This is a genomic window from Alteromonas sp. ABM1_013, assembly GCF_056160505.1.
Genome location: NZ_JBSWXH010000003.1, coordinates 325,935 through 345,059, shown reverse-complemented (window position 1 = coordinate 345,059; position 19,125 = coordinate 325,935). Strand labels below are relative to the sequence as shown.

Genomic DNA, 19,125 nt, shown 5'->3' with positions numbered 1-19,125 from the left:
ACCGATAATGAAAATTCTTATTGCTGATGACGAAGCCCCCTTACTACGATTTTTATCGCGAGGCTTAAACGCGGAAGGTTTTGAGTGTGTCGAAGAGTCGGCATTGCACAATTTAGTCACGCGCATTCGACACGAGTCCCCTGCCATCATCGTACTCGATCGCATGTTTGGCGACGAAGATAGCGTAGAGCTGTTGCCCGCCATTAAATCTCTCCCTCATGCTCCTATGGTTTTGCTACTTACAGCTGTAGATGAGGTACGGGAGCGCGTGAATGGTTTAAAACAAGGCGCAGACGATTATCTATGTAAGCCTTTTGACTTTGACGAACTGCTAGCGCGCATAACGGCCTTAAGCCGAAGAGTGACCAACACGCCTGTTACTCAATCAGGCTTAACCGTCGGACCGTTAAACATCGATGATGAATCTCGCATTGCGACACTGTCAGGAGAAGAAATTACACTCACTAAATTAGAGTACGACATGCTCTATTATTTTGCGGAAAATACTGAAAAAGTCCTTTCTCGAGAGCGCATATTAAGTCGAGTATGGCGAAGTCACAGCGACCCGCTTACCAATGTGGTTGACGTGTATATTAGTAGGCTACGTCAAAAGCTTCATAACAGTGATGCCATATTTATTGAAACCTTGCGCGGGAATGGGTATCGATTAACCACCAGAAAATAGTCATTTCGTCTCATCAACTATTGCATTAAGACCCTATTCAACCTATTTTGAACACTCGTTCAAATCTTAATTAAGGATAATCATGGCTCGTTCACCTTCATCATTACTATCACGGATATGCTGTGCAACCGCTTTAGGCCTAGGTCTGCTGTCATCACCTGTTTTTGCGCAAACAGGAAATACCGATGCAATGCAGGTCGAAAAGAAAGAATTGCGCGCGCCCAAAGTTATCTTTTTTGATGTAAACGAGACCCTTCTTGACCTTACCGCCATGCGCAGTTCGGTGGGTGAAGCATTAGGAGGGCGAGACGATTTGTTACCGCTTTGGTTCTCTACCATGCTGCATCACTCGCTGGTCGACTCAACTACTGGCCGCTTCCATACCTTTGGAGAGATTGGCGTTGCCTCACTATTGATGGTCGCTGAAATTGAAGGTATTGAATTAACCAAAGAGCAGGCTAAAACGGCAATTGTCACGCCTTTGCGAAGCCTTCCCCCACACCCAGACGTACGTGATGGCTTGCAAGCGTTAAAAGACAAGGGCTATAAACTGGTAAGCCTTACCAATTCCTCTAATAAAGGCGTGTATACCCAGTTTAAAAATGCAGACCTACTGTCTTATTTCGATGAACGACTTAGCGTTGAAGATATTAACTTGTACAAGCCAGATACACGCACTTATGAATGGGCTATTGAAAAAATGGGCATAGCAGCAGAAGACGCTATGTTAGTTGCGGCTCACGGTTGGGATATTGCTGGGGCTAAACAAGCCGGCTGGCAAGCTGCGTTTATCGCTCGACCGGGCAAAGTACTCTATCCTCTAGCGCTATCGCCTGACACTGTAGTGAGCGGGCTAGATGAATTGGTATCTCAACTACCGAAGGCGAAATAAGCATTCGGGTCTTAATTGATGGGATCTAGGTGCACTTAAAAGCACCGCTTATCGGTTGGCATGAGTGAACAAGGTCAGTTAATACTCTGACTATACGCCTGTTCCAAAGCTATAAGGTTATGCCAACCGATTTTTTGAGCTAGTCACAGATCTATGCTTTTTGCCGTGCCTTGTCTCTTCATATCTATATGAGGGATGTCATCCTCCAAGTACATGGTTGATGTGGCTTCAAAACCAAAGCTCTCATAAAAGCGTTTTAAATATTCTTGTGCACCAATTTCAATATCACACCCCGGCCATATTGCCTCACAATGATTAATGGCTTCACGCATAAGCGCTTTACCCGCCCCTTTCCCCCGAAAGGCTTTACTGGTAGCCACACGGCCTATGCTTACCGATGGATAACTGACGCCTTCACCAATTAATCGTGCACACGCCACAAGTTTATTATTTTCAAAACCCATTAAGTGATGGGTTTGCGGATGGCGGTCTTTTTCATCTAGCTCCGGATAGGGGCAGTTTTGTTCAACAACAAAAACATCGACGCGCAGCTTAAGCAGGTCAAAGAGTTGGTGGTTCGTAAGTTCATTAAATGTAAGTGATTGCCAAGAAACCATGTTACCCCGATGAATTTCTATTATTAACGTTTTTATAGCGCACAATAACTTGTGGTGTTAAAAGCGCGATAGTAAAAGACTAAAGCTATGACTTGCCGTAGTGTAACCCATTGCTATTTACTCACAAAGCGTATCAAGCTCACATTAAACAGAATTGCTTTGCCTTAGCACAACGGTTTTATTTTGTAATGATAAACAGCATTCCCTATCGCCATTCCCCTAACCTTTTGAATGCTCACTAAGGGTTAAGATATTCATTGTTTGCTAATCCGGCCTTTACATAGTCGATAAAGGTTTTAATTTTGGTGAGGTTTTTTCGTCCTTCAACACTCACCACTTGAATAGGCAACTTGTTATCTTCCACATCTTCTAACAAGCTAACCAATTCACCACTTTTAAGCGCATCAGCAACTTGGTAAGACATAAGCCGTACAATACCTACGCCATCTTTTGCTGCATTAATTGCCGCTCTATTTTGGTTTGACTGAAAGCGAGGCGTAAGCTTAATGGGTATAGCTTTGCCGCCTTTATGGTACGTCCATATGGCAGGTTCGTTAAATCTCGTAGGAAACAAAATGCTATGCTGTTTTAAATCTTCCGGTTTCTTGATGGGCCCGCTGCTTTCTAAATAAGCAGGTGCAGCGCAGGTTACGCGCCTTACATACCCAACAGTAACACCATAAAGCAATGAGTCTTTCGGCTTACCAATTCGTATTGCTACATCAATATTATTGTCAATCAAATTCACGACGTCATCGTGAAAATGACCGTTAATTGAAATATTAGGGTAATCCTTCAGGAACTGAGAAATAATCGGCGTTATGTAACGCTCTCCGAATAATATAGGCGCAGTTATATTGAGTTCACCTTGTGGCGCGATATCTAAGCCAGATACCGCAGCTTCACTTTGTTCAATGTCGGTCAAAATACGTGAGGCATGACTTAAGTAATGCTCTCCCACTTCGCTCAGCTTTATTTGCCGTGTTGTGCGATGAAAAAGCCTTGTATTTAACTGAGATTCCAGATGTGCAATACAGCGAGTAACTGCAGGCGCTGACATTGATAATGTGTCTGCAGCCCCTACAAAGCTACCCGATTTAGCCGCCTCGACAAACACTCTCATGCACAAAAGCTTATCCATATTATTTCACTATTTGAAATTATGAATTTTAAAAATAGCCAATTATTAAATGAAAAGAAAGCATTAGTATTTCCATAAGCTAATTCGCACTTTCAATTCAAACAATATTGATAAACCACAGACCGATAACACGAGGAGACATTTATGAGACCGCCATCACCACCCTTTTCACGCGAAACCGCAGCGCAAAAAGTGCGCCTTGCTGAAGACGCTTGGAACAGTAAAGACCCGGTAAAAGTTGCGGGTGCTTATACCTTCGACTGTAGCTGGCGTAACCGCGCAGAGTTCATTGAAGGGCGAGCTCAAATAGTAAGTTTTTTAACGCGAAAGTGGAACAAAGAGCTCAATTATAAACTGGTAAAAGAGCTATGGACATTTGGCTCAAACCGCATTGCGGTGCGCTTTGCCTATGAGTACACAAACGATTCGGGACAATGGTTCAGAGCTTACGGCAACGAAAATTGGCAGTTTAACCCGGAAGGGCTGATGGAAAAGCGTATAGCCAGTATTAACGAACATTCTATTGCTGAGGGTGATAGAAAATTTACCTGGAGTGGTAACCGTCGCCCCGATGATTTTCCTTCACTGTCGGAGCTTGAACTATAAACAAGTTCAGTGACGACATTAATCTAACTATGCCTATTGTGAGAAATCCCCCCATGACGCCCCAAATAAATAAAGTTAAGCCCCAACACCCTATTACTTTGATTCAAAACCCTAAGTCTGGCCACTGCCATAAAGTGTCGCTATTTATGGCGCTCAACGCCATTCCTTTTATAACCGTTGAACCTGATATGGCCAGTGGCGAGCACAAAAGTGAGCACTTCAGTGTGCTTAACGTTTTTAAACAAGTCCCCGTGATAACTGACGGCGATATCACTCTGGCTGACTCTAATGCCATCTTGGTTTATTTGATCCACGCATATGCAGACAGTGATTACTGGTTAGGAAAAAGTGCCAAAGAAAAAGCGCTTATTCAACGTTGGCTCTCGGTTTCAGCAGGAGAACTCGCCAAAGGACCCGCCGCAGCGCGATTAGAATACGTATTTGGCGCAACCATCCATGTTCCCACTGTACTTGCCACCAGCGCGACATTGCTTGAAAACATGGAAGCGCACCTAACAAGCTCTAAAAGTGTTTTTCTCGTAGGTAATCACGTCACCGCCGCAGATATCGCTATGTATTCTTATATGGCTCACGCCCCAGAAGGTGGTATATCGCTGAATAAATACCCTCACATAACTGAGTGGCTAAGGGCTATCGAGACCCTAAACGGTTTTATTCCAATGCCATCATCTGATATTGCTCCAGCTCGAAATTAAGAGGTCGTTATGTCACTACCTAGGCTATCGTCAATAAACCCTGCGTTTCACCAAGGTGAAATCGCTCTGCAAAAGAAGCTGGGTATTGATAAGGAAATAGGCGAGCGAACCAAGGGTTTTATCCGTAGCTACATGCCAGAGCAACACAGGCGGTTCTTTACTTCCTGTCCGTTCACCGTCTTAGCCTTGGTAGATGACGAAGGCTACCCCGTAGCCGTTCCTGTGTGGGGAGAAGGAGATTTCATAGAAAGTCCCTCGCCCACCCAATTGCGCTTTAGCCTTCAAGTACAAGTATGGAACATGATGCTAGGTGCGTTAAATCTCGACGTGATTTCAGGAAGCAAAATCGGCATAGTCGGGATTGAATATGCTACAAGGCGCAGAAATCGACTAAACGGTACGATAAGCCACGCAACTGATGGAAACCTTACAGTATTGGTAGATCAAAGTTTCGGAAACTGCCCTCAATATATTCATAAACGAAACACGACAAAAAAGAGACGGCTTGCCATAGATGGACAGTTAGACAATAGCACGTCTGACAACGTCAATATGACTACTACCACAACAAACGTAATTGACACCAGGGCTCGTGCAATAATAGAAAGCGCTGAGACATTTTTTATTGCTTCACGGCATAGCTCTCTGGGACAAGAAGCGAACGAAGGATTAGACGTTTCTCACAGAGGGGGCAAAGCAGGCTTTGTTAACGTGAAAGGAAATACAATAACCTTCCCTGATTTTAGCGGGAATAAGTTCTTTAATACTTTGGGCAACATCCTACTAGACCCACGCGTAGGTTTGTGTTTTTGGGACAATGAAACAGGTGACCTTTTTTTCGTAAAAGCAAAAGCTAAGGTCAAACCGATTGAATCTAAAGCTTCTGTGTTTAGAGAGACTGGGTTTAAAGGGGCTGCCTTTAAAGGCGCGGAGCGTTTTGTGTCTTTATCGGTAATATCGGTTACGCACATTGCGGGAATATACCCCTATTCTCATGAAATAACGGACATGTCCCCCTATGCTCTTCAGACTGGCGACTGGAAATAAGCGTTTAATTGATGAACCCTATAATTTAGTCGGCGTAATTAATTGGAACACCATTTAAAAATAGTTAAGGTGCTTTGCTACAAGGTCTTGTATACATAAGCAAACACCCGCGCGGGCAAAGGGATAGAATATGAGTGATAAGCGCAATATCAAAACTTACGACAAACCTGCTGGCGGATGGGGTGCGCTAAAAAGCGTGACTAAAAATTGGATCCAAAGTGAGAAGCCGCTTAAAAATTTACGGGCGATGCTTAAAACCAATCAGGATAAGGGTTTTGACTGCCCGGGCTGTGCTTGGGGTGAGTCACCTGAAAGCGGATTAGTGAAGTTTTGTGAAAACGGTGCTAAAGCAGTGAATTGGGAGTCTACCGGCCGTTATGTCGACCCTGCGTTTTTCTCAAACCATTCAGTAAGTTCACTAAAGAAGCACACTGACTATTGGTTAGAATCACAAGGTAGACTTACACACCCAATGCGCTTCAATGCTCAAACTGATCATTATGAACCCATATCATGGGACGATGCCTTTGCACTTATCGCTAAACATTTAAATGCTCTGAGTTCACCACATCAAGCCGAATTCTATACTTCAGGACGGGCAAGTAACGAAGCCGCTTACCTATATCAACTTTTTGTACGCGCATTTGGCACCAATAATTTCCCCGATTGCTCGAATATGTGTCATGAAGCCTCCGGACAAGGTATGAAGCCAACCATTGGCGTAGGTAAAGGTACGGTCACGTTCAACGATTTTGAAAAAGCGGATACTATATTTGTTATCGGGCAAAACCCGGGCACTAACCACCCGCGCATGTTAGAGCCACTGCGCGACGCTGTACGTAGAGGCGCTCAAGTAATTTGCTTAAACCCGCTAAAAGAGCGCGGGCTTGAAAAGTTCCAGCACCCTCAACACCCCATAGAAATGCTAACTAATGGCTCAACACCAACCAATACCGCTTACTTCAGGCCTGCCCTTGGCGGCGATATGGCAGTAATGCGCGGTATTGCGAAATGGTTACTAACCTGGGAGCAAGAAGCAAAGGCGGATAACGCTCCTCCTGTGTTTGACCACGACTTTATCAATACGCATACCAACGGCATGGACGACTATTTAGCTGTAGTCGACAATACAAGTTGGGATCATATTGAAGCCCAAAGCGGTTTATCGAAAGACGACATCCGCCACGCGGCTACTATGTACAAGCGCGGAGAACGGGTAATCATGTGCTGGGCTATGGGAATTACACAGCACAAGCACTCTGTTGCTACGGTTCAAGAAATTGTGAATGTACAGCTATTGCGAGGAAACGTTGGCAAGCCAGGTGCAGGTCTTTCACCCGTCAGAGGGCATAGTAATGTACAAGGCGATAGAACGGTGGGTATTAACGAAGCACCGCCTAAAACCTTGCTCGATGCGTTAGAAAGCAAATTTAACTTTGTAGTACCCCGCGAACAGGGTCACAACACTATTCAAGCGATTCAAGCTATGGAGCGCGGCGAGGCTAAAGTATTTATCGGCTTAGGCGGTAATTTTGCGCAGGCAACACCAGATACCCCCCGTACTCACGCTGCGTTATCAAAATGCGATTTAACGGTACATATCGCTACCAAACTAAACCGCTCTCACCTAACTACAGGTAAGGATGCACTTATTTTACCTTGCTTGGGTAGAACTGAAGTGGACATGCAGGCCAATGGACAACAAGGTGTAACCGTTGAAGATACGTTTTCTATGGTTCATATCTCCTATGGTCAACTACCGCCGAGTTCGCCTGAACTTCGCTCAGAACCAGCCATAATCGCGGGTATCGCCAAAGCGACGCTGGGCAACACACCGGTAGACTGGGATGCCTTAATTAGCGACTACGATAATATTCGTGAACTCATTGCCGATACGATAGACGGTTTTAAAGACTTTAATACCAAACTTGCACAGCCAGGCGGCTTTCACCTAGGTAACGCAGCTAGCGAACGGAACTGGTTAACGTCTTCAGGCAAAGCTGAATTTGCCGTTAACTCGCTTCCAGATTCGCTGTTAAATGAAGACCTAGTTGCTCAAGGTGAAAAGCCTGACCTTATTTTGCAAACGCTGCGTTCCCACGACCAATACAACACCACGATTTATGGTATGGATGACCGTTACAGAAACGTGTTTGGCGCCCGTGATGTCCTTTTTGTTAACGAACGCGATATCGAAAAACTGGGATTTAAAGACGGCGATAAAGTGGATATTACGTCAATGTGGAACGATGGCAAAACCCGCCAAATTAAACAGTTTATGTTGGTATCTTTCGACATTCCGCCGGGCCAAGCTGCGGCGTATTACCCCGAAACCAATCCGCTAGTACCTCTAGAAAGCTACGGCGATGGAACCTTCACGCCAACGTCGAAATTTATTGCGATCAAACTTTCAAAGTCCGAGTCGGATGGACGAATTGCGGTCTCTGCAGTTTAAGCTTATCGAATTTGGCCCCGAACGCGGGGCCGCTTAAATGCTCTATACTCTCTAGCTTCGCGCCCCGTTAAACTTGTGGTGAGTACGCTCTCGGTGAGTCATATTTAGGCACGTGGATAAGGGATACGCCATAGCGGTTAGCCCACTTAACTGATAATGCCGTAGGTGCTGAAAGTGTCACAAGCAAAGGTAATTTTGCTCTTATCGCTTTTTGTACTAGTTCTAAGCTACAGCGACTGGTTAACACGACAAGGCAATCCTTCTGATAAAGCTTATTAGCCGCAATGGCTCCAATTAACTTATCAAATGCGTTATGCCTTCCTATATCTTCACGACATGCCAGTACATTGCGTTTGGCATCAATATAGAGTGCGCCGTGCATTGCCCCACTTTGCTGCGCTAGTGCTTGCGCTTGTGAAATTAGGTCTCGCAACCCTTTAAACCAGCTTGCTTCTGGTAGAGGCAATGGCTCTACAGGTTGGAGTTGAGGCAAAGCGTTATCCAGCGCTTCGACACCACAAAGCCCACAGCCCGAAGCACCTGCCAATTGCCGTTTATTTTCTTTTAACTTCCAAAAAGCCTGGTTAGCAATATCCACTTCAGCATTAATGTGCTCTTTGTGGTATGTCAACTCAATACCATAAAGCTGGCGGGGGTGCTCAATAATGTCGTTACTTAAACTAAAGCCAATAATAAAGTCTTCAATGTCTTTAGGCGTAACAAGCATTACTGCATAGTTGATACCGTTGTAACTGATGCTTAATGCGACCTCTTCAGCAAGCGTAAAATGTTGAGTTTCAGGCGTTCCATCTAAAACTAATGCGTGGTGTTCGGCGTTATTTGTCATCAGGCCAATCACCTGGCGTATTAACGTTAAGCCATTCTGCCTCATTCACACAGGTTATCTTTTCGATCTGTTCTTCTTGCTCGCCACCCACCCTTTTTGTGCGCACAAGATTAGCTTCTTCAAGAGCAATGGCGTCTAGGCTTTCCAAGAACCCCACCACACGTCGCTTGTTTTGGTCAACCAAGTAGTAAGTTAGCATGGCTTTAGTATTCTGCTTAACCGACAAATAAAAAGGCAAAAAGCGTTTTTTCACGTAAACCGACCGCTGGGATTCCCGCCCTGCTGATACTAGCGTTTTCAAAAGCTGAGGCGTCATCTGGGGCATATCCACGGGAAGGACAAGCAATTCAATAGGGCTACCTTTGCCCGCGTTTGAATTACATAAAACATCCAGAGCTGCATGCACACCACCCAGTGGTCCTGCATCATCAATTTTATCATTTAAAAAATTTGGCGCATTACGGCTAATTAACACCTCATCACACCCTGCAGCCTTTAATAGCGATGACGCTCGCTCAATAAGCGTACTTCCCTGATAACGCATAAGGGCTTTATCTTGTCCCATTCTGCGCGATTGGCCACCCGCTAACACGAGTCCGATAAGAGTTTTATTCACTATTCTTGTGGCAACCATAAGGTGGGGAGTTTGAAAAAACTACCAGGTTAAATCATCAGGGATTTCGTAGTCGGCATACCAGTCGTCTTCATCCTCGTCTTTTCCATCGCTGCCACTTTTATCTAGATCGGCGCGATATATAATTGAAGACTCATCACGCTGAGCAATCTTGTCAGCAACCGGCGTTGGAACCAGTTCGTAAGCATCGTCAAGTAATACCACAGTCAAACGACCTTTTGTCACTTGCTTGTGCATTTCTTCGCTCACATACATGCGCTTTACCACGTTATCGTGAGTAAAATTGAGTACAGTTTCACCCTTACGCGGTTGCTTATTAACGTTAATAAGCTGCCTTACTTGAGCCGCAATTGAACGTTTTTCTCGTTCTTCCTGCTGCAATTGGTTTAGCTCACGAGAGCGGGCTTTTTTCTCTTCTGCCGCTTTCTGTGCCGCTAACGTCGCCTCGTCTACCACTGGCTGTTTTTGCTTATTTTTTTGTTTTTGCTTTTTGCGTTTGTCAGCGCGCGCTTGTTTTGCAGACGCTTTATCAGCCAATCCGGCTTTTAAAAGTTGATCTTGTAAAGAGGCCATAATTCACTCTCTATTAATGTAGTAATAAACCTTACATGAAGCGTGTTACAAGTCTTCATTGTGTGTCTTAAAACGTAATAAGCCCGAATAAAATCGGGCTTATTGTTTAGGCTTCAAAGTATTATATTAGCTTTGAATTACTTTTTCTTGGCTTTTGACTTGGCCGCAGGCTTTTTCGCTGCTTGCTCCTGCCATTTACCGTTGTCGTACCATGCCGACCAACCCGTCGCTTTGCCGTTTTCATTTTCGGACATCACATACTGCTGTTTGGTCTTTCTGCTGTAGCGAACTATCGCAGGATTACCGTCAGGGTCTGTTTTTGGCGCATCAGCAAGATAATAGAATTTAGGCGAAATTCTATCCCTAAAGCGTGCAAGCTCTTCCACTTTCGGCGCACGAGTCTCACGAGATTTAGGGAAATTATGGGCTGCCAAGAAGATGCCCGACGCTCCATCCCGTAGCATGAAGTGCGCGTCAGACTTTTCACACGGAAGTTCTGGTAAATCTACCGGATCTTCTTTTGGTGGCGCAGCTTCGCCGTTTCTTAACAACTTACGGGTATTCTTACATTCCTCGTTGGTACAGCCGAAGTATTTACCAAAACGACCGTTCTTAAGCTCCATATCACTGCCGCACTTATCGCATTCAATAATAGGGCCGTCGTAGCCTTTGATTTTGAATGTGCCCGACTCAACTAAGGTGCCATCACAGGTAGGTGTATTACCACAAACGTGAAGCTTCCGCGTCTCGTCTACCAGGTAACTGTCCATAGCTGTACCGCACTTAGGGCAACGCTTTTTAGAGCGAAGTGCTTCTGTTTCAAGCTCTTCTTCGTCATCCACCTTCACCACTTCATCACCAGGCGTGAGGTTCATGGTGTTAGTGCAGCGTTCTTTCGGCGGTAAATTATAACCTGAACATCCTAAGAAAACGCCAGTTGAGGCGGTTCTCACATTCATCTCACGACCGCACTTGTCGCATTCAATACCAGCAGGTATTGCCTGATTTAGGCGCATACCGCCCTCTTCAGGATCTTTCTCTGCATTTAGCAGTTTTCCGTAGAAGCCGCTGTAGAACTCATTGAGAACATCTTTCCAATCTTTATTGCCTTCAGCAATGTCATCAAGATGTTGCTCCATGTTAGCTGTGAAATCATAGCTCATGAGATCGTCGAAGTTTTCCATCAGGCGATCGTTAACTATCTCACCCATTTTCTCGGCGTAGAAACGTTTGTTTTCTAAACGCACATAGCCGCGGTCTTGTATGGTTGAAATGATGCTAGCATAGGTTGAAGGACGACCAATGCCGCGTTTTTCAAGCTCTTTTACCAAAGACGCTTCATTAAATCGCGCCACAGGCTTAGTGAAGTGTTGCTTAGGATCAAGTGCTTTTAAGTCAAGCACATCGCCTTTCTGCACATCCGGCAACATAAGCTCTTCGTCGCCTTTTTTGCGAAGCTGTGGCTGCACACGCGTCCAACCGTCAAACTTAAGTACTCGGCCTTTTGCTGTAAGTTCGTAGTCTCCTGCCGCCACTTTAATCGTAGTGGCATCGTACTTAGCCGGTGTCATTTGACAAGCTAAGAACTGGCGCCAAATAAGCTCATAAAGACGTTGTGCATCACGCTCCATATCCCCCAGACTCGCCGCACTGATACTTACATTTGAAGGACGAATCGCTTCGTGCGCTTCTTGGGCGCCTTCTTTGCTCCCATAGCGAATTGGCGAATCAGGTAGGTATTTTCCACCAAAATTATCTGAGATATATGCTCGCGCGCTGTCTACTGCCTCTTGACTCAAATTGGTCGAGTCGGTACGCATATAGGTGATGTAACCCGCTTCATAAAGACGCTGAGCCATCATCATGGTTTTCTTAACACCAAAGCCCAACCGCGTGCTCGCTGCTTGTTGCAGAGTAGAGGTAATAAATGGCGCTGAAGGTCGACTTTGCGTTGGCTTCGACTCACGGCTTTCTACCGTGTAGTTAGCCCCTTCTAAGTCAGCGAGAGCTTTGTCTGTTTCAGCTTTGTTTTTAGGCTTAAACGCATTGCCTTGGTGCTTGGCAACCAACATGCGAAGCGCTGCTTTTTGTTGGCTGGTCAAGTCAGCGTGAACGTCCCAGAACTCTTCTGGTACGAAGGCTTTAATTTCGCGCTCTCGCTCAACAACAAGCCTAACCGCTACCGATTGAACACGCCCGGCTGAAAGACCACGCGCAATCTTTTTCCATAGCAGTGGCGACACCATAAAGCCCACAACTCGGTCTAGGAAACGGCGTGCCTGCTGCGCATTAACACGAGATATATTTAGCTCACCCGGGTCTGAAAACGCGTCTTGAATCGCATTTTTCGTAATTTCGTTAAAAACGACTCGCTGATAAGTCTTATCTTTTTTGCCTAACAGTTCTTGTAAGTGCCACGCAATCGCCTCTCCCTCGCGGTCCAAATCCGTTGCGAGATAGATAGTGTCGGCGTCTTTTGCGAGCTTTTTAAGTTCGTTGACTACCTTTTCTTTGCCCTGCAGCACCTGATAGTGAGCCTTCCAGTCTTTTTCTGGATCAACGCCCATTCTGTCTACAAGCTTCAAGTATTCGTGACGACGAAGATATTCTTGACGCTCTTCTTCGCCTAAAGTTTTGAGTTCTTTAGCCGGTTTTTTAGGCTCTACTTTGCCTAACGCCTTCGTTGGAAGATCTCGCACATGGCCAACCGAACTTTTTACGATAAAATCTTTACCAAGATATTTATTTATCGTTTTTGCTTTGGCTGGTGACTCGACTATGACCAGTGATTTTGCCATATAATTGAACTAAACCTATTGATTTTTAATGACTATTTACGTCAAATTCTGAAAATTGGAGCAGCCCGACACTATATATAGGGTACTCGCTCTTTTTTAACATATATCTACAAAGTGAATGGAAAACAAGATCTTCTTCATACTTATTCTTCCCACCGCTCTAAACGCGCACAAAAACTGTACATTAAATAAGCAGTACGATTGGCAACGGCCTTAAAAGCCGTATAATGCCAGCCATTCCAACCTGACCTAACGACGCGCTCAGGTTTAAAGAAGTACTGCGTTTGCCCCTGTACAAAAGCGAAAGCGCTGCAGCTGCTACCAATTTAATGGCAGTGTCTATAAGAATGTAGCATATGGGGTCAACAGCAAAAACTACAAGAATGAGGGAAAGTATGAAGCAGTTTGAAGTTAACTTTGATGGTCTTGTTGGACCTACCCATAACTATGCCGGCTTATCGTTTGGCAATGTCGCTTCCCTAAACAATGCGAATGCAAAAAGCAGCCCTAAGCAGGCTGCGAAACAAGGTCTTGCAAAAGCAAAAGCATTGGCCGATATGGGAATGGTACAAGGTGTGTTAGCTCCGCAAGAACGCCCTGATATCGCAGCGCTTCGTCGCCTAGGTTTTACTGGTTCCGATGCTCGTGTGCTAGAAAGCGCTGCAAAGCAGTCTCGCGAGATTTTCTTAGCATGTTGCTCTGCTAGTAGCATGTGGACTGCAAATGCCGCCACTGTGTCTCCTAGCGCCGATACTGCCGATGGTCGCATTCACTTTACCCCTGCAAACTTAACAAACAAGTTTCATCGCTCATTAGAGCCTCAGGTAACGGGCAACATTCTGCGCGGCACGTTCGCCAACGAAAAACACTTTGCCCATCACCAGCACTTGCCAGATAACGAGCATTTTGGTGACGAAGGTGCAGCCAACCATACGCGGCTTTGCAGCAATTACGGGCAAGCTGGTGTGGAGTTATTTGTTTATGGTCGCCATGCTTTTGATACCAGCAAACCTGCGCCGACAAAATACCCTGCTCGTCAAACACTAGAAGCGTGTCAGGCCGTAGCGCGTTTGCATGGGCTAGACGACGATGGCGTGGTTTACATGCAGCAAAACCCAGATGTTATCGACCAAGGTGTATTTCACAACGACGTGATTGCCGTAGGTAACCAGAATGTATTGTTCTTCCACGAGCAAGCGTTTTATCAAAAAGACGCTGGATTTAAAGAGCTTCAAGCAAAATTTGGCAGCGAGCCGCTTCATTTTATTGAAGTTCCTACTGCTGAAGTATCTGTTCAAGACGCGGTTAGAACCTACTTGTTTAACACGCAAATTATAACGCTTCCAAGCGGCGACATGACCATCATTGCGCCAACTGAATGTCAGGAAAACGAGGCGGTTAAGCGTTATCTTGATAAGCTAGTCACACTTGGTACGCCTATTAAGTCGGTTAACTATTTCGATGTTAAACAAAGTATGCGCAACGGTGGCGGCCCTGCTTGCTTACGTTTGCGTGTTGCTATGAACGACCAAGAGCTTGAAGCAGTAAATCAAAACACGCTAATCAACGATACGCAGTTTACGCGCTTAAACGCGTGGGTCGATAAACATTATCGCGATGAACTAAGCGAAGATGACTTGCGCGATCCTCAGCTACTTATTGAATCGCGCACTGCGCTTGATGAGCTTACGCAAATTCTCAAGATTGGCTCAGTTTATCCGTTCCAGCAGGAGTAAGCGCTTTAACGTGCAGAAAACCAAAAAGAAAGCCGGCTATCAGCCGGCTTTTTTATTCTTGGTATTTTTCTATACTTAGATGAGTGCGTACCCTTACGGTGTAACAAGCGTACACTGGTCAGACACACCAAACGGGTTTGCTGGCGGAGACGCCCCTTCATCGGTTACATCGTCAGCAGAAATACTCAATGTGTAGTTCATCGAAGCCTGAGCCTCGCTTCCTGTAGACTGACCAAAAACGGAAATAACTGCATCGTACCAAACCGCATAGCTGCTTGGATAACGGTACTCTAATTCGGCATAACCATTTTCATCTGTTTCAGCGTTGCCGTTAGCGAAAGTTATGGTGCCCACTAATCCAGGCGTAAGCATCTCGTCGCCATTAGTGTCTTCATTAGTTGGAGTTGTATCCAAGATGCCATTATCGTTAACATCTTCTGTCAGACAGTTCTGATTAATTATTGCTATCCATTGTGATTCATCGTCATCATAGACCCAGAACCCTGTACGATACTCACCATCGTTGACATATTTTGCAGGGCCGACAGACGCAGTCAGGCTTACACCGCTAACTGGCTGACCTGCAGAGTCAGAGACGAATACACTGAATCGCTTCAAGTAAGATGTAGAGGTAGGTTCTTCTAGCTCATTACCCGTGCCCAAAGAAATATCGAATGCACGAGCACCCACAGTCAAGGTGACTTGATCATCAATCGCTGAATCATCAGCAACAAACGCGGTAATCACTACGGACTCTAGGGTCGAAACTGAGCCAGACGTAAAGACTGTTGTCGCTATCCCCTTGCTATCCGTGGTTGCTTGAGAAGGTGATACAAATCCGGTAGACACATCAGAGACAGTAAAATTGACCACGCTGTTTTTTACCAAATTACCATCCACATCGCGAACCACCGCGCTAATAGTGCTGGTTTGTCCATCAGGGCCCAAAATGTCAGGCGATGCATCTGCAATAAGTGTGTGCGGTGTAGTAGCTATAAACTCAATTTGAGTAAGTGCCGAAACCAACACATTACCGCTTCCGTCACTCGCCGTTGCCGTAATTGAAGAAATACCAGCATTGTTGGCGCTGATATCGATACTTGCCTGTCCTTCTGCATCAGTTTGTACCGTTGAGTTGCCGTCAATTACGCCACGTGAGGCGCTAAAAGTAACTTCTTGACCCACTACTGGCGTGTTGTTTTGACGCCACTGCACAGTGATTGTCTGTGCTTGGCCCAACGGCACTTCTTCAGTAGGCAAGTTAACGAAGTTAAATTCGTCTTGCTGAACCTGTACCGTAAAACTTGTTTCAGCATTAAGTGCTGATGCCGTAATGGTATTTTCTCCAGAAGCGGAGGCTGTATAGGATACCGTTGCTTGACCATTAGCCCCGGTATTGACCGTGGTACTGCCAAGTGTGCCGTTAGTTGCAGATAAGACAACATCTTCGTTTTTGATAGTCTCGCCATCGGAGTCTTGAAGACGAATTGTGTATTCAACGGTATCGTTTAAAATGACCGACGACGCTCCATTAATAGTTACTTCTGTCCCAGTAATGGTGATATCAACAGATTCAGTAAGGCTACCTGCTCCAGCAGTGATAGTAATAGTACGGTTTGATTTGTCGTTTTGCGATGTCAATACTGCGCGAGCCGTGCCATCGGCAGCGGTTTCTGGCTGTGTTAACTGAAGTTCAACGCCATCACCTGTTGCTGCAGAAAAGCTCACTTCGACCCCTTCCATCAGCACGCTTTGCTCATTTTTAACTAACGCTATAAGTTCGACTTCATCACTACCGCTAGATGCCAGCTGGATACTGTCAGCGAAAAGCTCAAGAGACGCAGGTTCTTCACTTACCGTGGTACTACCTTCAGAACTAAAGGTCGTAGAGTCTGTCTCGCCTGTAGCTAGAGTCGCCGTTACTTCGCCGTCGCCAGAGGCGCTTCCAACCGACATGCCTATTGTCGCAACACCTTCGGCATTTGTTAATGCCGTCGCCGTATCGTTTGAGAAGGTAGCAAGGTCATCATTACTTAATGAAAAGGTAAGCAAAAGATCGGCCTGAGGTTCACCTAATGAATTAGTTACTGTTGCCACTGCCGTTAAACCATTGCTTGATGAAAGGTTATTATCGGCCTCTCCACTTTCATTTTGCAATGATAATGCAACACTAATAGAAGTAGGTTCTATGGCGCTTGCCGCTGTGGCAGAGAACGTCGTACTCCCTGTTTCACCACTACTTAACGCTGCGGTAATTTCACCATCACCCGAAGCCGTACTGGCGTTCAAGCGAATTCTAGCAACACCGCTTGAGTTGGTGCGCGCAGTACCTGTGTCGTTGCCGAACTCTGCAAGTTCATCGTTACTAAGCGTGAAAGTTAACAGTGCATCTGAGTACGGGTTGCCTTGGTCATCCGTCACCGTTGCTACTGCAAACAAGCTATTGTTTTCTGATAAGTTGTTGTCGCTTGCGCCACTTTCATTTTCTAATGTTAAAGCTATCGAATAGGTAGGTGTGGTTGTACCGTCGTCTCCGCTTCCATTATCCGTGTTATCCCGAGAGACTGCAGAACCGCCTCCACCACATGCTGTTAGCATAAATATTGCGCTAATTAGGCTTAGCGCTCTCGCTAATGTCGACATAATTCGTTCCTGAACCTCTTTTATTGACAATTGCGTCGTTTTTTATGTTTAAAAATCAACTGAATCTGGCACACTACGAAAGATTAAAAATATAAAAATGCACAGGAAACATTAATGTCTTCATCTGCACATAAGTATAGTTTAACCGCCCGCATATTTATCGGCATGGCTGCCGGTATCTTGACTGGTGTCTTTCTCCAATTATTGTTTGATGATAGCGGAGATTTTACTTTTTCGGTATTCGGTTTTGAGCTCTCAACGTATAACATTCTTGTTGAAGGTATATTTTCCACTCTCGGCCAAATATTTATCGCTAGCTTAAAAATGCTGGTGGTTCCCCTCGTTTTTGTTTCTCTTATTTGTGGAACTAGTACCTTATCAGACCCGAGCAAGTTGGGAAGACTGGGTGCAAAATCGGTAGGGCTATATGTTGTCACAACCGCAATCGCCATAACACTAGCCATGAGTATAGCTTTGGTGGTTTCTCCCGGTGACGGACTGAATTTAACCACGGAAACCTCGTTCCAAGCGAAAGAAGCGCCTAGCCTGTCAGACGTTATTGTGAATATGTTCCCTAGCAACCCCATAAACTCTATGGCACAGGGCAACATGCTTCAAATCATTGTTTTTGCTGTACTGTTCGGTATAGCAATGGCGATGACAGGTGATGCAGGCAAACGTCTTACCGCTATTTTTGAAGATATCAATACGGTAATCATGCGCTTAGTGACAATCATCATGAACCTAGCGCCATACGGTGTTTACGTACTAATGGCGAAGCTCTTCTCAACCATTGGCGGCGAAACCATATTGAGTCTGGCGAAGTACTTCTTTTTAGTATTTGGCGTTTTGATCCTTCACGGCCTAGTTACTTACTCTGTTTTACTTAAAGTTTTGGCAGGCTTAAACCCGGTCATTCTTTTGAAAAAAATGCGTGACGCAGCCCTATTTGCTTTTAGTACGTCAAGTAGCAGCGCCACCCTGCCTGTGACCATGGAAACAGCAAAAAATAAACTTGGCGTGGGTAATTCAGTTTCATCATTCACTCTGCCTCTAGGCGCAACAATTAACATGGACGGTACCGCCATCATGCAGGGTGTGGCGACGGTGTTTATCGCCCAGGTTTACGCTGTCGACTTGAGCCTTGGCGACTATATGATGGTAGTGTTGACCGCCACGCTTGCTTCTATCGGAACCGCTGGTGTACCTGGCGTTGGCCTTATTATGCTGGCGATGGTTTTACAGCAGGTAAACTTACCCGTCGAGGGTATAGCACTTATTATCGGCGTAGACAGACTACTTGATATGACCCGTACTGCGGTAAATATTACCGGTGATTGTATGGTGTCGTGCGTTGTTGCTAAGAGCGAGGGCGCGTTAGATGAGAGTATTTATAACGACCCTAAAGCAGGTTTGAAACAAGAAGATGTGGATTTCGAGCACTTCGAAAAGAACCAATAGTATAGAGTTCAAACCCTCTGCGTGCGCTGTACATATCGTGTGAGTGGCGCATTAGAGCAGCAGTTAAATACAAACAAGGCCAGCATAATTTGCTGGCCTTTTTATTGATGGTCTTGTTTCTAGCCACTCTCCCATGGACACTAGTCTTGTAGACGTTAACCCCCTGAACCACCGTCCTTAGAACAATGCTCCGATAAACATCTATATCATTCGGATCCCTCGCCTATGTTGCTAAAATCACAACTCTGCCGAGCGTAACGGGTCGGTGATGCAT

15 protein-coding genes are annotated in these 19,125 nt (G+C 45.4%); 8 read left to right on the top strand and 7 right to left on the bottom strand.

The window, feature by feature from the left end; genetic code table 11:
- Positions 1-7: 7 nt before the first annotated feature.
- On the top strand, positions 8-685 hold the full coding sequence (locus tag ACXAGK_RS09885) for a response regulator transcription factor (RefSeq protein WP_474856046.1): 678 nt from the start codon (positions 8-10) through the stop codon (positions 683-685).
- A gap of 82 nt (positions 686-767) precedes the next feature.
- Positions 768-1,577: a haloacid dehalogenase type II gene (locus ACXAGK_RS09880; protein ID WP_474856044.1), complete on the top strand. Its 810-nt coding sequence runs from the start codon at positions 768-770 to the stop codon at positions 1,575-1,577.
- A gap of 143 nt (positions 1,578-1,720) precedes the next feature.
- Here ACXAGK_RS09880 and ACXAGK_RS09875 read toward each other — a convergent pair whose 3' ends face one another.
- Positions 1,721-2,194, bottom strand: coding sequence for a GNAT family N-acetyltransferase (locus ACXAGK_RS09875; RefSeq protein WP_474856042.1), 474 nt, complete (start codon positions 2,192-2,194; stop codon positions 1,721-1,723).
- 238 nt (positions 2,195-2,432) lie between these two features.
- On the bottom strand, positions 2,433-3,335 hold the full coding sequence (locus ACXAGK_RS09870) for a LysR family transcriptional regulator (RefSeq protein WP_474856040.1): 903 nt from the start codon (positions 3,333-3,335) through the stop codon (positions 2,433-2,435).
- A gap of 144 nt (positions 3,336-3,479) precedes the next feature.
- On the opposite strand from ACXAGK_RS09870, the gene ACXAGK_RS09865 reads away from it, so the two are divergent.
- From ACXAGK_RS09865 to ACXAGK_RS09850, 4 genes are all read left to right on the top strand, one after another.
- A complete protein-coding gene (locus ACXAGK_RS09865) occupies positions 3,480-3,941 on the top strand; it encodes a nuclear transport factor 2 family protein (protein ID WP_474856038.1) in 462 nt (153 codons plus the stop codon).
- Positions 3,942-3,994: 53 nt separating this feature from the next.
- Complete coding sequence (locus ACXAGK_RS09860; RefSeq protein ID WP_474856036.1) at positions 3,995-4,657, top strand: glutathione binding-like protein; 663 nt, start codon at positions 3,995-3,997, stop codon at positions 4,655-4,657.
- Between the two features lie 9 nt (positions 4,658-4,666).
- Positions 4,667-5,704, top strand: coding sequence for a pyridoxamine 5'-phosphate oxidase family protein (locus ACXAGK_RS09855; RefSeq protein WP_474856034.1), 1,038 nt, complete (start codon positions 4,667-4,669; stop codon positions 5,702-5,704).
- A gap of 130 nt (positions 5,705-5,834) precedes the next feature.
- Positions 5,835-8,159 (top strand): FdhF/YdeP family oxidoreductase, encoded by a 2,325-nt coding sequence (locus tag ACXAGK_RS09850; RefSeq protein ID WP_474856032.1) that lies wholly within the window; start codon positions 5,835-5,837, stop codon positions 8,157-8,159.
- Positions 8,160-8,226: 67 nt separating this feature from the next.
- Here ACXAGK_RS09850 and fdhD read toward each other — a convergent pair whose 3' ends face one another.
- The 4 genes from fdhD to topA form a co-directional block, all read right to left on the bottom strand.
- On the bottom strand, positions 8,227-9,006 hold the full coding sequence (gene fdhD, locus ACXAGK_RS09845; RefSeq protein ID WP_474856030.1) for a formate dehydrogenase accessory sulfurtransferase FdhD: 780 nt from the start codon (positions 9,004-9,006) through the stop codon (positions 8,227-8,229).
- Positions 8,996-9,622, bottom strand: a complete 627-nt coding sequence (mobA, locus tag ACXAGK_RS09840; RefSeq protein WP_474856028.1) for a molybdenum cofactor guanylyltransferase — start codon at positions 9,620-9,622, stop codon at positions 8,996-8,998. Before mobA ends, fdhD begins: the two co-directional genes overlap by 11 nt.
- Positions 9,623-9,661: 39 nt before the next feature.
- Positions 9,662-10,213: a DUF2058 domain-containing protein gene (locus ACXAGK_RS09835; protein WP_025254953.1), complete on the bottom strand. Its 552-nt coding sequence runs from the start codon at positions 10,211-10,213 to the stop codon at positions 9,662-9,664.
- 137 nt (positions 10,214-10,350) lie between these two features.
- Positions 10,351-13,011 carry a type I DNA topoisomerase gene (topA, locus tag ACXAGK_RS09830; RefSeq protein ID WP_474856026.1) on the bottom strand — a complete coding sequence of 887 codons (2,661 nt, stop codon included), beginning with the start codon at positions 13,009-13,011 and terminating at the stop codon, positions 10,351-10,353.
- 395 nt (positions 13,012-13,406) lie between these two features.
- Here topA and astB point away from each other — a divergent pair, with 395 nt between their 5' ends.
- Positions 13,407-14,747 (top strand): N-succinylarginine dihydrolase, encoded by a 1,341-nt coding sequence (gene astB / locus ACXAGK_RS09825; protein WP_474856024.1) that lies wholly within the window; start codon positions 13,407-13,409, stop codon positions 14,745-14,747.
- 93 nt (positions 14,748-14,840) lie between these two features.
- On the opposite strand, the gene ACXAGK_RS09820 is transcribed toward astB, so the two are convergent.
- The gene (locus ACXAGK_RS09820) at positions 14,841-17,390 is read right to left on the bottom strand and encodes a beta strand repeat-containing protein (RefSeq protein ID WP_474856022.1); all 2,550 of its coding nucleotides are present in this window, start codon (positions 17,388-17,390) and stop codon (positions 14,841-14,843) included.
- 114 nt (positions 17,391-17,504) lie between these two features.
- Between ACXAGK_RS09820 and ACXAGK_RS09815 the strand changes: the two genes are divergently transcribed.
- Positions 17,505-18,851 carry a dicarboxylate/amino acid:cation symporter gene (locus ACXAGK_RS09815; RefSeq protein ID WP_474856021.1) on the top strand — a complete coding sequence of 449 codons (1,347 nt, stop codon included), beginning with the start codon at positions 17,505-17,507 and terminating at the stop codon, positions 18,849-18,851.
- Positions 18,852-19,125 lie beyond the last annotated feature (274 nt).

What these genes read in the sequence shown, in the direction of transcription:
- ACXAGK_RS09885 (WP_474856046.1), top strand. Translation starts at nt 8, where the DNA reads ATGAAAATTCTTATTGCTGATGACGAAGCCCCCTTACTACGATTTTTA.
- ACXAGK_RS09880 (WP_474856044.1), top strand. Translation starts at nt 768, where the DNA reads ATGGCTCGTTCACCTTCATCATTACTATCACGGATATGCTGTGCAACC.
- ACXAGK_RS09875 (WP_474856042.1), bottom strand. Translation starts at nt 2,194, where the DNA reads ATGGTTTCTTGGCAATCACTTACATTTAATGAACTTACGAACCACCAA.
- ACXAGK_RS09870 (WP_474856040.1), bottom strand. Translation starts at nt 3,335, where the DNA reads ATGGATAAGCTTTTGTGCATGAGAGTGTTTGTCGAGGCGGCTAAATCG.
- ACXAGK_RS09865 (WP_474856038.1), top strand. Translation starts at nt 3,480, where the DNA reads ATGAGACCGCCATCACCACCCTTTTCACGCGAAACCGCAGCGCAAAAA.
- ACXAGK_RS09860 (WP_474856036.1), top strand. Translation starts at nt 3,995, where the DNA reads ATGACGCCCCAAATAAATAAAGTTAAGCCCCAACACCCTATTACTTTG.
- ACXAGK_RS09855 (WP_474856034.1), top strand. Translation starts at nt 4,667, where the DNA reads ATGTCACTACCTAGGCTATCGTCAATAAACCCTGCGTTTCACCAAGGT.
- ACXAGK_RS09850 (WP_474856032.1), top strand. Translation starts at nt 5,835, where the DNA reads ATGAGTGATAAGCGCAATATCAAAACTTACGACAAACCTGCTGGCGGA.
- fdhD (WP_474856030.1), bottom strand. Translation starts at nt 9,006, where the DNA reads ATGACAAATAACGCCGAACACCACGCATTAGTTTTAGATGGAACGCCT.
- ACXAGK_RS09835 (WP_025254953.1), bottom strand. Translation starts at nt 10,213, where the DNA reads ATGGCCTCTTTACAAGATCAACTTTTAAAAGCCGGATTGGCTGATAAA.
- topA (WP_474856026.1), bottom strand. Translation starts at nt 13,011, where the DNA reads ATGGCAAAATCACTGGTCATAGTCGAGTCACCAGCCAAAGCAAAAACG.
- astB (WP_474856024.1), top strand. Translation starts at nt 13,407, where the DNA reads ATGAAGCAGTTTGAAGTTAACTTTGATGGTCTTGTTGGACCTACCCAT.
- ACXAGK_RS09820 (WP_474856022.1), bottom strand. Translation starts at nt 17,390, where the DNA reads ATGTCGACATTAGCGAGAGCGCTAAGCCTAATTAGCGCAATATTTATG.
- ACXAGK_RS09815 (WP_474856021.1), top strand. Translation starts at nt 17,505, where the DNA reads ATGTCTTCATCTGCACATAAGTATAGTTTAACCGCCCGCATATTTATC.